14 protein-coding genes are annotated in these 12,686 nt (G+C 62.9%); 10 read left to right on the top strand and 4 right to left on the bottom strand.

The annotated features are described in order from the left end of the window. Positions 1-193: 193 nt before the first annotated feature. Complete coding sequence (locus tag WA904_RS19640) at positions 194-1,303, bottom strand: class I SAM-dependent methyltransferase (RefSeq protein ID WP_425198814.1); 1,110 nt, start codon at positions 1,301-1,303, stop codon at positions 194-196. A gap of 66 nt (positions 1,304-1,369) precedes the next feature. On the opposite strand from WA904_RS19640, the gene WA904_RS19635 reads away from it, so the two are divergent. The 8 genes from WA904_RS19635 to WA904_RS19600 all read left to right on the top strand — a co-directional run bounded on the left by WA904_RS19635 (position 1,370) and on the right by WA904_RS19600 (position 8,046). After that, the gene (locus tag WA904_RS19635; protein ID WP_425198813.1) at positions 1,370-2,137 is read left to right on the top strand and encodes an SDR family oxidoreductase; all 768 of its coding nucleotides are present in this window, start codon (positions 1,370-1,372) and stop codon (positions 2,135-2,137) included. 53 nt (positions 2,138-2,190) lie between these two features. After that, complete coding sequence (locus WA904_RS19630; RefSeq protein ID WP_425198816.1) at positions 2,191-2,562, top strand: dihydroneopterin aldolase; 372 nt, start codon at positions 2,191-2,193, stop codon at positions 2,560-2,562. Between the two features lie 20 nt (positions 2,563-2,582). Beyond that, complete coding sequence (gene ttcA, locus WA904_RS19625; protein ID WP_425198812.1) at positions 2,583-3,527, top strand: tRNA 2-thiocytidine(32) synthetase TtcA; 945 nt, start codon at positions 2,583-2,585, stop codon at positions 3,525-3,527. 29 nt (positions 3,528-3,556) lie between these two features. Then, positions 3,557-4,180: a DUF4136 domain-containing protein gene (locus tag WA904_RS19620; RefSeq protein ID WP_425198811.1), complete on the top strand. Its 624-nt coding sequence runs from the start codon at positions 3,557-3,559 to the stop codon at positions 4,178-4,180. A 2-nt stretch (positions 4,181-4,182) separates the two neighbouring features. Continuing rightward, entirely contained in the window at positions 4,183-4,824 is a 642-nt protein-coding gene (locus WA904_RS19615) for a histidine phosphatase family protein (RefSeq protein WP_425198810.1), read from the top strand. Continuing rightward, entirely contained in the window at positions 4,824-5,951 is a 1,128-nt protein-coding gene (locus WA904_RS19610; protein ID WP_425198809.1) for a DSD1 family PLP-dependent enzyme, read from the top strand. Before WA904_RS19615 ends, WA904_RS19610 begins: the two co-directional genes overlap by 1 nt. A gap of 19 nt (positions 5,952-5,970) precedes the next feature. Continuing rightward, positions 5,971-7,695, top strand: a complete 1,725-nt coding sequence (locus WA904_RS19605) for a lysoplasmalogenase family protein (protein ID WP_425198808.1) — start codon at positions 5,971-5,973, stop codon at positions 7,693-7,695. 111 nt (positions 7,696-7,806) lie between these two features. Continuing rightward, positions 7,807-8,046, top strand: a complete 240-nt coding sequence (locus WA904_RS19600) for a hypothetical protein (protein ID WP_425198807.1) — start codon at positions 7,807-7,809, stop codon at positions 8,044-8,046. Here WA904_RS19600 and WA904_RS19595 read toward each other — a convergent pair. Beyond that, positions 8,043-8,747: a hypothetical protein gene (locus tag WA904_RS19595; RefSeq protein WP_425198806.1), complete on the bottom strand. Its 705-nt coding sequence runs from the start codon at positions 8,745-8,747 to the stop codon at positions 8,043-8,045. The genes WA904_RS19600 and WA904_RS19595 overlap by 4 nt on opposite strands. A gap of 247 nt (positions 8,748-8,994) precedes the next feature. On the opposite strand from WA904_RS19595, the gene lepB reads away from it, so the two are divergent. Beyond that, positions 8,995-9,663 (top strand): signal peptidase I, encoded by a 669-nt coding sequence (gene lepB, locus WA904_RS19590; protein WP_425198805.1) that lies wholly within the window; start codon positions 8,995-8,997, stop codon positions 9,661-9,663. Positions 9,664-9,747: 84 nt separating this feature from the next. Then, complete coding sequence (locus tag WA904_RS19585) at positions 9,748-10,182, top strand: VOC family protein (protein ID WP_425198804.1); 435 nt, start codon at positions 9,748-9,750, stop codon at positions 10,180-10,182. A 14-nt stretch (positions 10,183-10,196) separates the two neighbouring features. Here WA904_RS19585 and WA904_RS19580 read toward each other — a convergent pair whose 3' ends face one another. Both WA904_RS19580 and WA904_RS19575 read right to left on the bottom strand, forming a co-directional pair. Next, positions 10,197-11,870 (bottom strand): rhomboid family intramembrane serine protease, encoded by a 1,674-nt coding sequence (locus WA904_RS19580; RefSeq protein WP_425198803.1) that lies wholly within the window; start codon positions 11,868-11,870, stop codon positions 10,197-10,199. Positions 11,871-11,993: 123 nt separating this feature from the next. Next, positions 11,994-12,683 carry an ABC transporter ATP-binding protein gene (locus tag WA904_RS19575; protein WP_425198815.1) on the bottom strand — a complete coding sequence of 230 codons (690 nt, stop codon included), beginning with the start codon at positions 12,681-12,683 and terminating at the stop codon, positions 11,994-11,996. Positions 12,684-12,686 lie beyond the last annotated feature (3 nt).

Raw genomic sequence — 12,686 nt, 5'->3', positions numbered from 1 at the left:
CTCAGGCAGCCGGATAACTTCTAATGAAAACCGTCAACCATGTCTCCGCACACCTGTCCACCATGTGTCCGGTCTATACACTTCGCCAAAAGAAAGTGAGTAGCCGCCGGGCTACCCCCGGCTTGTTGGCACACCGCGATGAGTGGAATCAAGAGACAGCTTCGACAGGCTCAGTCAAACCAGTTCGCAACAGCTATAAGGTGTGGCTCCTGTCCCCTTCCCCAAACCCAATCGCCTGCCACCCATCCCACGGACAGGCCTTCGAGTCAACAGCAAAGCCGATGACCTTGAACAACTCACCCATCTCATGCTCATTGACGAGCTTTTGCACCATGGCCCGTTCGGCCAGCGGCGCGTCTTCCATGCCGTCGAGCAGGCCGCAGTTCAGCAGGAAACGCGCCTGGCTGGTGTAGCCCAGCACCTGGAAACCCGCCTCCTGACCGGCCAGCGCAATGCCGCTGAAGTTGACGTGGGCCGTGATGTCTTTCTCGCCCACGTCCTGCAGCGCATCGGCATCCGCCAGGTGGCCGCGATGGCACATGACCGTGCCCATGCTGCGCTGCGGGTGGTAATACTCGTGTTCAGGGAAACCGTAGTCGAGCAGGAACACCGCGCCGGCCTGCAGCCGGTCGGCCAGGGTGCGCACAAAGGCCTCGGCCTGCGGGTGGATTTCGGTCAGGTAGTCGTGGCTGCCCGGTACTTCCAGCGGCGGGCGCAAGGCGGTCGGCTGGTCGGCATGAACAAATTCACCGTCGAGAACGGCGACACCGCGCTCCTGCCAGACGCCGTCCACGCGGGCCAGCAGCTGCACCGGCATGGCATCGAGCACCTCGTTGCCGACCACCACGCCCTGCATCTGCGCCGGCAGCTCGCTGACCCAATGCACGGTGTCGCCCCACCCGGCCAGGCGCTCGCGCTGGCGCGCCTGCAGGCTGCCCGACAGGTCCACGATGGTGTAACGCGTGATCTTCGATCCAAGGGTCTCCAGCAACTGGCTCGCCAGGGCACCCGAACCGGCCCCGAATTCCCAGACCTCGGTGGTGCCGGTAGCATCCAACGCCTGCGCCACCTGCCGGGCCAGCGCCTGGCCAAAACGCGGCGACAGCTCGGGGGCGGTGACAAAATCGCTGCCCGAGCCGGGCATCAGGCCGAATTTGCGCGAATCACTGGCGTAATAGCCCAGGCCGGGGGTGTACAGGGCCAGGGCCATGAAGCGGTCAAAGCCGAGCCAGCCGCCGGCGCCGGCAATGGCCCCGCGAATGGCGCCGGCCAGGGTGCTCGTTAAACTAGGGGGTGTCGTCATGCGGGAGGTGCTCACCCCCGGATTGTCGGCGATTGCCCTGTCTCCGGCCCCCAGGTACCCCACCCCATGAAACCAGCGCTCCCCGCTCCTGTTGTTCTCGTTACCGGCGCCGCCAGGCGGCTGGGCCGCGAGATCGCGCTTGCGCTGGCAGCAGGCGGCTGGCGGGTCGCCGTGCACTACCGGAGCTCGGAAGAGGACGCTATCAAAACAGTAGCTGACTGCGCCCGACTGGCGGGGGATGCAGCCTTTTTTCGCCTGGACCTGGACGACGAGGCGGCAGTCCGCGGTTTGCTGCCGCAGGTGGTGAAACACTTCGGCCAGGTCGATGCGGTGGTCAACAACGCCTCGGTTTTCGAACATGACAGCGCCGCGAGTTTCAGTTTTGCAGCGCTCGAAAAACACATGCGCAGCAACACCGGCGCCGCCATCCTGCTGGCGCAGGCGCTGCATGCGCACGTCATCGGGCGCCAAGCACCGGGCGTGGTCGTCAACCTGCTGGACCAGAAACTCTGGAACCAGAACCCCGATTTTTTCAGCTACACACTGTCCAAGGCAGCGCTGGAAGCGGCCACCACCATGCTGGCCATCGCCCTGGCGCCGCAACTGCGGGTGGTCGGCGTGGCGCCGGGCCTGACGCTGACCAGCCACCTGCTCAGCAACGAAAAATTCCAGGCCCTGCACAAGCTCTCGCCGCTGGGCCGCTCTTCCAGCCCGGTCGATGTTGCGGCCACCGTGAAATTTGCGCTGGAAAATGCCTCCCTGACCGGCACCACACTGCTGGTCGATGGCGGCCAGCACCTGATGAAATTCGAGCGCGATTTCTCACTGATGTGAGCGCGCATTCCTACACCGCCCTTTCATCCACCGCCTGCAAACTGGTATTTCACATGTTCAATACCCGGGGCACCCAGATCCTCACGCTGACCGGCTTGCGCTTTGACGCGAACCTGGGCATTCTGGATCACGAAAAAAACGCGCCGCAACCCATCCAGGTGGACGCCGAACTCAACCTGGGCACGCAGCCCCTGTTGCCCAGCGACGACGATATCCACCATGTGCTGGACTACCGCAAGGTGCGGCAGATCATCATCAACGAGTGCCGGGCCGAACATGTGAACCTGCTGGAAAGCCTGATCGGCAAGCTGGCGCACCGGCTGATGCAGCTGCCCGGCGTTCTGGGCGTGCGTGTGAAAATTGCAAAACTGGAAATTTTTGAAGACTGCGAAGTCGCCATTCGCGTCGAAACCGGGCAGTGGTGAACCAGATGGATGGAAACGATATGAGTGCCGTATTGAACGATGTGATGAACGACGCCACCGAAGAGGGCAGCGCAGCCGCCGCGAAAACGGCGGGGCTGAAAATCGAGCGCGAGGAACACAAGCTCGAAAAACGCCTGTGCCGCGAAGTCGGCCGCGCGATTATCGACTTCAACATGATCGAGGAGGGCGACAAGGTCATGGTCTGCGTCTCGGGCGGCAAGGACAGCTACGCCATGCTGGACATCCTGATCAAGCTCAAGGCACGCGCGCCCATCAACTTCGACATCATTGCTGTCAACCTCGACCAGAAGCAGCCTGGCTTTCCCGACCACATCCTGCCGCAGTACCTGGAAAAGCTCGGCGTGCCTTTCCACATCGAGACGCAGGACACCTACAGCATCGTCAAGCGCGTGATCCCCGAGGGGAAAACCATGTGTTCGCTGTGCTCGCGCCTACGCCGCGGCATTTTGTACCGGGTCGCCGAGGAACTGGGTGCCACCAAGATTGCGCTGGGCCACCACCGCGACGACATGCTGCAGACCTTTTTCCTGAACATGTTTTTTGCATCGCGCCTGAAGGGCATGCCGCCCAAGCTGGTCAGCGACACCGGCAAACACGTGGTGATCCGGCCGATGGCCTATGTCACCGAAAAAGACCTGATCAAGTGGGCCCAGGTGCGCGACTTCCCCATCATTCCGTGCACGCTGTGCGGCAGCCAGCAGAACCTGCAGCGCGTGCAGGTCGGCAACATGCTGCGCGAGTGGGACAAGAAGTTTCCGGGCCGTCTCGAGAACATGTTCACCTCGCTGCAGAACGTCGTTCCTTCGCATTTGATGGACAACAAGCAGCACGACTTCAAGGGCATACGCAGCACCGGCATGCCGGACCCGGACGGCGACAAGGCCTTCGATGCGGAAGATTTTTCCGAGCCGGTGCGGCCCGGGCTTGCCGTGGTGGCGCTGTAGTTTTTGAACGATTCATGCCTGGAGGCCTTATGACACGAGCGCTAACAGCTATTATTTTCGTAGCAACCCTGGCCGGCCTGCTGGGCGGCTGCGCCAGCACCCGCGCCGTTGACAGCGAAGTCACCAGCTTCGCGCGCTGGAGCCCAGCCCCGCCCGCGCCGGGCAGCAGCTACCGCTTCGAACGCCTGCTGTCACAACAGCAGCCCGATGCGCCGCAAGCCAGGCTGGAAGGCCTGACGCAGGCGGCGCTGGCCCGGGTGGGCCTGCAGCACAACCCGCAGGCCGCCAGCTTCAGCGTGCAGGTCAGCGCCAGTTCGCAGCCAATGTTGCGTTCGCGTTGGGACGGCGGCTACTACCCTTATGGCGGCCCCAACATCTTTATCGGCGGCGGCAGCGGTGGCGGCGGCGCCAGTGTTGGCTTCGGTTTCGGTTTTCCGCTGGGCGGCATGGACCCGCCGCTGTACCGCCGCGAAGTCAGCATCGTGATGCGCGAGCTGCGCAGCAATGCCACGGTGTATGAAACCCGTGCCGTCAGCGAGGAGCTGTGGCACGACAGCGACCCGGTGCTCTCGGCCATGCTGGACGCCGCCCTGCGCGGTTTTCCGGTACCGCCGGCAGGTCCACGCCGCGTCAGCGTGGAAATACCTCGATAACGATGAGTGAATCCGCACGCGTACTCGCCATTCGCCACGGCGAAACCACCTGGAATGTGGACACGCGCATTCAGGGCCAGCTCGATGTCGGGCTCAACGACACCGGCCGCTGGCAGGCAAGCCGCCTGGGGCAGGCGCTGGCGGAAGAGCCGGTCAGCGCCATCTATGCGAGCGATCTGGGGCGCGCCTTTGAAACAGCGCAGCATGTGGGCCAGGCCACCGGTGTGCCGGTGGTGGCAGAGCCCGGCCTGCGCGAGAGGCATTTCGGTGAGTTCCAGGGCAAGACCTTTGCAGAGATCGAAGCCGTGCTGCCCGAGCAGGCCAGGCTCTGGCGCACCCGCGACCCGAACTTCGCACCGGCCGGCGGGGAGTCGCTGCTGCAGTTGCGCGAACGGGTGGTCGCCACCGCCGAAAAACTGGCGGCGCGCCATGCCGGCGAGCTGATCGTGCTGGTCGGCCACGGCGGCGTGATGGACGTGCTGTACCGCGCCGCCACCCGGCTGAGCATCCAGGCACCACGCACCTGGGCACTGGGCAATGCAGCCATCAACCGCCTGCTCTGGACACCCGACGGCTTCACGCTGGTCGGCTGGGCCGACACCCAGCACCTCGACGACGGCACGCTTGATGAAACCACGGCCTGATGCACCTGCTGTCTGACCTGCTGGGCCGACCCGTTGCGGCCATCGACACGCCCGCGCTGGTGATCGACCTCGACGCGATGGAGCGCAACCTGGACCGCATGGCCGCGTTTGCGGCACAACACGGCGTCAAGCTGCGGCCACACGCGAAGATGCACAAAAGTGCCACCCTGGCCAGGCTGCAGATGGCCCACGGCGCGGTTGGTGTCTGCGTGCAGAAAACTTCCGAAGCCGAGGCGCTGGCGGCACTCGGCGTGAACAACATCTACATCAGCAACGAGGTGGTCTCGCCCTTCAAGCTCAAACGCGTGGTCGCCGTCGCCAGAGAGCTGCAGGCGCTGGGCGGCCAGCTGGCCATCGCGGTGGACAGCCTGGAGGGCCTGCGCCGGCTGGCGCAGGCGGCACACGGCCAGCATGCACTGATACGCGTGTTCATCGAAATCGACGTCGGCCAGGGCCGCTGCGGCCTGGCGCCTGGTGCCGGCGCTGTGCCTCTGGCCGAAGAAATCGCACGCCAGCCCGGGCTGCAGTTTGGCGGCCTGCAGGCCTACCACGGGCGTGCCCAGCATCTGCGCACGCTGGCCGAACGCCAGCAGGCGATAGCGCAAGTGATCACCCACGTGCAGGCCACGCGGGCCGCGCTGCAGGCGGCAGGCCACGCGGTGCCGCTGGTGACCGGTGCCGGCACGGGCACTTTCTTGCTGGAAACCGCCAGTGGCGTCTACGGCGAGTTACAGGCAGGCTCTTACCTCTTCATGGACCGCGACTATGCCGGCAACGAACCCGACCCCGAACAACCGGCCTTCGAACACGCTTTGTTTGTCAAAAGCCAGGTCATGAGCGTCTGCGCCGGCCATGCGGTGGTGGACGCCGGCCACAAAAGCCACGCCATCGATTCCGGCCTGCCGGCAGTGCACGGGCTGGCGCTGGACTACGCCAACGGCGGCGACGAACACGGCATCCTGCGCGGCGCGGTGCTGCCGGCCCTCGGCGACACCGTCTGGCTGATTCCCGGCCATTGCGACCCGACCGTCAACCTGCACGACCACCTGCTGGGCGTGCGCGGCGGCCTGGAGTACGGCAAGGTCGAGCAGATCATCAGGGTTGATGCCAGAGGCGCTTTGACCTGATTCCGGCCAGAATCGGGGGATGAGCCCTAGTCAAGTCATCGTCCTCGCCACCCCTGTTTTCTTCCTGCTGATCGCGGTTGAATTCGCCTGGGGCTACGCCAAGGGCCGCAACACCTACCGCCTCAACGACGCGATCAACAGCATCAGCCTGGGCATGCTGAGCCAGATCAGCGCGGTGTTCACGCGGCTGTTTCGCATCGGCATCTACACCGCCATTTATTCGTCGGTGGCGCTCTACCCCAACGAAGCCTTCTGGACCACCTGGTACGGCTGGCTGATCGCCCTGGTCTTCTACGACTTCTGCTACTACTGGCTGCACCGTGCCGGCCATGAAAGCGCGGTCTTCTGGGCCGCGCATGTGGTGCACCACCAGAGCCAGGACTACAACCTCTCCACCGCGTTGCGCCAGACCAGCAGCGGCGCCCTGCTCGGCTGGATTTTCTACGTGCCCATGGCGATTGCCGGCGTGCCGCCGCTGGTCTTCGGCGTGGTCGTGCTGATCGACCTGCTCTACCAGTTCTGGGTACACACCGAGCATGTGCCCAAGCTCGGCTGGTTCGACCGCTGGTTCTGCTCGCCCTCCAACCACCGGGTGCACCACGCGGTCAACGACAACTATGTCGACAGGAACTATGGCGGCATCCTGATCATCTGGGACCGGATCTTCGGCAGCTTCCGCGAGGAGGACGAGAAATGTGTTTACGGCACGCGCAGCCCGCTCAACAGCTGGGACCCGCTCTGGTCCAACGCCGAGGTGTACTGGGCCCTTGCCAAGGATTCCTGGCATGCGAAAAACTGGGGTGACAAGTTCCGTGTCTGGTTCAAGCCGCCCGGATGGCGGCCGGCTGACGTGGCCGCGCATTTTCCCAAGCCGCCTTTTGACATCACGCGGCTGGAGCGTTACCACCCACCCATGTCCCGCACCCTGATGTGGTTCGGCGCCGTGCAGTTTGTCGTGCTGCTGCAGGGCGTTGCCCTGTTCCTCTGGTATGCCGACGGCCTACCGGCCACACAGTCCGCCATCTGGCTGGCAGCGCTGGCCACCGGGCTCTGGGCCGTGGGCGCCGCGTTGCAGGGGCGCCTGACGATGACCGAGGTACTGCTGATCGAGGCCGCCGCGCTGGCGACGGCGACCAGCGCCCTGGGGCTGGTGGAACTGCACCGCGTGTTCAAGCCCCTGGCCCTTTGTTTTGCTCTTGTTTTTGTAGCTGCTCGCGCCCGCCCACCAAGGGTCAGTGGCCGATTTGACTTGTTTTTAGGGGCAGGACTGGTCTTTTCCCTCGCTGGCGACGTTTTCCTGATGTTTCCCGGCTTCTTCATCCCCGGCCTGCTGTCTTTCCTGGTGGCGCACCTGTTTTACGTCGCCCTGTTCAAGACAGATCTGCCATGGTTCCCGAGCCGGCGCGCACTGGTGGCTACGCTCGGCATTGGCGCGCTGATGTACGCCGTCCTGTTCAACGGGCTCAACCCTGTGCTGCGCGTCGCCGTGGCGGCCTATGTGGTGGTGATTGCACTGATGGCCGCGCAAGCGATCGGCCGCGCCATCGTGCTGCGCGACAGGGCCGCATTGGGTGTGGCTGTCGGTGCGGGTTTCTTCATGCTCAGCGATGCGCTACTGGCCACCAACCGGTTCGCCACGCCACTGGCCATGGCCCCGCTCTGGGTGCTCAGTACCTACTACCTGGCGCAGATCCTGATCGTGCACAACGCACGGCCTACCGCCCAGCAACTGCAAGATAGCTGACGGGATAGCCGCAACGCGGTTTTTCGGCGATATGGAAGTTCAATCGTCGGTGCGCTCCTACAGATGTGGCGCCGCGGATTCTTATGCTTTTGTATTTAAACAGGAGTTTTCATGCAAGAGCAATCTACCGACCGCCACCCCCTCAGCAACCTTGCCTACGACTGGGTCACGCTGATCCAGAACAAGGCGCAGGCCCTCATGGCCTATGACCAATACATCAAGGACGCGGAGCAAGCCGGCTCTGCCGAATGCGCTGCATTTTTCAGGAAAGTGCACGACAGCGACAAGGCACAGCTTGCCGAGGCCAAAGGGCATCTGATTGCCGTGCTCCAGGGAAAAATGGGCTACTAGCACCAGCGACCGGACGCCGGGCACACACTGGCCGGTGCACCGTTCAGCCAGACCTGCTCTTCGTCGAGCAGTAAGGCCGTCGAAGGATCGATGTCGAAGCTGATCCCCAGTGCATGCCCGACAGCAGTGCTCTCAATGGGAAGCTCCCAGCTCAGGAACACCAGGCTGCAGTCCTGCTCGACTGGAAAATCCACCGCATCAAAGCCAGGGCTGTGGCGCTTGATCACGGCATGCGGCAGACCGGTATCGAAGACCACCACCGTGCCCCTGCGCAGGGGAATGCGAAGCTTTGCTGCCGGGAAGTGCAGGTCCAGTCCCTTGTCTTCGGTCAGAAAGAGATTGCAGAAGGCCGCGCCACCATACTGCGCGCCGTCGTGGTGGTAACGCGCGCCGCGGCAGGCCATCAGGGCGACCTCAGAAGAAGCAAGCGCCTCGTGCATGCCCAGCGTGTGTGTCCAGTCCGTTACCGCCTGCAAGCAGTGCCGGTAGTCCGGCCAGCGCGCACGCGCTCGCGCCAAAGGCAAGGCCTCAACGTCGCCGGGCTCCAGCTCCAGGTGCAGCGAGATCTCCCGTTCCCAATCGGCCACCAGCGCGGCAGGAAGCGCAGGCACATCGACCGTGCCCAACAGCACGACATCACTCACGCTGCGGCTGCGCATGGCGTCGCCACTGTGAAAATAGGAGGTAAGGCGGTCTCGCATCGCGGATGCCCCGTTGTGAATGGAATGGGGAATGGCCTAAGTACCGAAGTTCGCTGAGAATGGGCACACTTTGCGCTCAAATGCTGACAGCGACTTTGTCAAATTCAATATATTTGTATAAACACGCATTCAATTTGGCCAAGGCCATGAAATACAAACATCTTCTGCGATTTTTCTACGCCATGTTATTCCGCATTTTTGCGGGGTGTATCAAAGTTGGATGCCACACAACCATCGAGAGTCGCCAATGAAACACTGGATCAAGCAGAACCGAGGATTTCTGATCTTTTTGCTTTGTTTTGGGTTTTTCAGGTTGGCCATAGCCGACTGGAATCCCATACCTTCCGGTTCCATGCGCCCGACCCTTCTCGAGGGTGATGTCGTCCTTGTCAATCGACTGGCGTATGACTTCAAGATTCCCCTGACCGATGCCGCAGTTGTGGCGCTTGGTAATCCGCGGCGCGGAGACGTCATCACCTTCACGTCTCCGGTGGACGGCGTTCGCTTGATCAAGAGGCTTGTCGGGGTGCCCGGTGACGTCATAGAAATGCGTAACGAAGTTCTTTTCATCAATGGGTCGGCTGCTGAGTACACCGTCACTCAACGCATTGTCGAACCCCTGGATCACGGCGTAACCGTTGAAGGTCTGAGAACGATTGAGCAAATCGAAGGAAACGAACGAACAGTCCAGTTCCTGCCAACCATTGGGGCAAAGCGCAACTTCGGGCCGATCACCGTGCCGGCTGACAAGTATTTCTTCCTCGGAGACAACCGCGACAACAGCGCAGACTCCCGCTACATAGGTTTCGTTCCTCGTCGACTTCTCATCGGCCGAGCTCACCACATTCTTGTCTCGGCGGACATCAAAAACGATTGGCGGCCACGCCTGGATCGGCTTGGCGAGCGCATTCAATAGCCCGAGCAGTGTGATCTAAACCGTTCCATCGAAAAGACGCGACGCGGCAAGTACGGCATCAGCAGTGAAGCGGGAGGGAAGAATATGACGCTTAAACGAATGGACAACGTCCTCATCGTTGTTGACGATCTCGAAGCCGTCAAGGCTTTCTTCATCGAACTGGGCCTCAAATTCGAGGGTGAGACGACTGTCGAAGGGCCTATGGTCGGGAGCCTGATCGGGCTCAAGGATGTCCGGGCCACCCTCGCGATGATGCGGACTCCCGATGGGCTGGGCATTGAACTGGACAAGTTTCACACACCCAACGCGGTCAGGTTTGGGCCGGTGGACGCGCCAGTGAACACGCTGGGCTTCCGTCGCGTCATGTTCACCGTCGATGACATCAACGCTGTCGTTGCGCGTATGCGCGCCCATGGGGCCGAACTCATTGGGGAAATGCAGTACGGGGACACCTACCGGCTGGCCTACATACGCGGGCCTGAAGGCATCATTGTCGCGCTTGCCGAGCAGCTCGGCTAAAGCGTGAATGCGCGTTACTTGCGAGGCTTTTTGGCCTGCTCCCGCTCGGATGAACGCGCCTTGATGAGTTTCAGCTCTTCGCCCATGGCCTTTAACCGGGCTTCGAGCATCGGATCGCTCTGACCCGGATTGTTTGCCCGGGTGACTTCGATCTGCATCATCGCCACCAGCAGGCTGTTCCCACGCTTGATGTCCTGCACCAGCGGTGCCGCCCTGTCGTTGGGCGGCACATTCAGGGGTGCCAGTGCGCGCTCGACTTTCTGGTAAGCCGGCAGGTGCCGTGTTTCGATCGCCTGGGCAAACTGCGCTGTTGTCAGCTTGCCGGTGCTGGCAGCTTTCCCGTCTGCCTGCAAGGCCTTTTCTGCGGCTTGCAGGTCGGGCAGCACACGGGCGAGCCCGGCCTGGAACTCGAACAACTGGCGGTGGTGAACCCTGGGCTGCGGCGTCGTCAATACCAGGCCGGCCACGGCCGCTGCGGGCAGCAGCAGCCCGGCCATCACCGTCACCTGGCGCCGCCGCGCGCCCTGTGTCTCGTCCATTTTTCCAACCAGCAACCAGGCCAGCAGGCTACCGGCCAATAGTCCACCTACGTGCGCGGCATTGTCGATGCCTTCCTTGGCAAACCCCTGGCCCAGTGCGTAAACCAGAAAAACTCCTTGGCTTGTCATGACGTTTTTGCTCATCATTCCGGGAATGCTGCCGCGATGCCGGTACATGGCGGTCAAAAGGGCGCCAAGAACGCCGAACACGGCACCCGACGCGCCGACAGACACCGACTGCTGGGCAGAAAAGTGAAGGCTGAGCCCGCTGCCCACCAGCGCGCTGGCGAAATAGATCATGAGGAACTGGAAGTTGCCGTAGAGGCGGTTGAGCTGCTTGCCGGCCTCCCACAAGCCAAGCATGTTCAGCGCAATGTGCAGCACACCGGCATGCAGAAAAGTTGCGGTCAGCAAACGCCAGTACTGACGGTCTTCCACCACGGAGGCCGCAGAATTGGCGCCCCAGCGCAGCAGCTCCGCAGAATCGGGCCTGAATGCACTGATGCCGGAGAGGACATTGGCAAGCCATACGCCCACGTTCAGGGCCACCATCAAATACAGCGCCCAGGTCACAGGCGTCATCTCCTGCAGGCGCGCCTCAAAGGCGGTAGCGGCGCGGAGCTCCTCAACGCGCGCCTCGGCTGCCTTCATAGCCTGGTTGCCGCCGTAGCGGTGGAAGGCTTCAAAAACCGCCTGAACGGCGTCGGCATGGTCTTTTTTTCGGATGGTGCCCAGCGGTATCCGCAGTTCACCTTTCTTGCCGGCCAGCCATGACCTTTTCATTGACGCCGCAGCGGCCGGGGCCAAGGACAGCACGATGTTGGTATGCCCCTGGACCGACTCCTCACGCACGTCCGCAATATCGCTCCAGGACGGCTTCCTGCCCTTGAGGGCGTAGGCCCGGATGCCGCGGGGCCCGACACGCAGCGCAGGTTGTTTGCCCAGCATCTGGCGCGCCAGAAGCCATGTCATCCAGAACATGAAGGCCGCCCCGGCCAGGAGCATCCACGACAACGAACGGTTGGAGCCCAGCAAGGCAAAAACCAGCAGCAGCAAGGCCATCACGAGGATGAACAGAGTCACCCTGCCAATGGAGCTTCGCCATGAGGCGTGAAACTCGCGCAGATACGCGTCGGTTAAATCAACCATGTCCTCCCCCTTTTTTTTTCTTCCCACCCCAAATTCCGGCCTGCCCCTGATACCGGCTTCCGGTACAACTCCTCCCTATCGTACACAACGCCCGTCTGGCCGCCCGCACGGCTTGAAGATCTCTCAGGCCGGCGTGGGGGCGACGGCTTCGTCGCGCGCGATGCGCCCGTCGATCAGCTCGACCAGCCGGTCGCAGCGGGCAGCCAGGCGCGGATCGTGCGTGACCACGACAAAGGTGGTGCCGAGTTCTGCATGCATGCGCCGCAGTTGCACAAACACCTCGTCGGACGAGGCGGTGTCGAGGTTGCCGGTGGGCTCGTCGGCCAGCACCAGCGCCGGCTCCATGACCAGGGCGCGGGCAATCGCCACGCGCTGCTGCATGCCGCCCGAGAGTTCGGCGGGTCGCTTGTTCATGGCATTGGCCAGGCCGACCGAGGCCAGCAGCGCACGGGCATGCTCGCGTTGTTTCGCACTGACGTGGCCGCCCCGCATCAGCGCGGGCAGCGTGACGTTTTCCAGCGCGGTAAAGGCCGGCAGCAGGTGATGGAACTGGAACACAAAGCCCAGGGTGCTGCGCCGTAGCAGGGTCAGGGCCGCGTCGTCCAGGCCGTGCACCTCCTGGCCCTGCAGCCGGTAGCTGCCGGCCGTCATGCCCTCGAGCAGGCCAACGATGTTGAGCAGTGTGCTTTTGCCGGAGCCGGAGGGGCCGATCAACGCAATGAATTCGCCGCGCTGCACCTGCAGCGACACGCCGTGCAGCACCTCGGCCTCGCTGGGCAGGCCGAGGTTGTAACTCTTGCGGACCTCGGCCATGTC

Origin of the sequence: Polaromonas sp. (assembly GCF_049790275.1) — a bacterium.
GTDB lineage: Bacteria > Pseudomonadota > Gammaproteobacteria > Burkholderiales > Burkholderiaceae_C > Polaromonas.
This window is presented reverse-complemented; position numbering and strand designations above follow the sequence as displayed.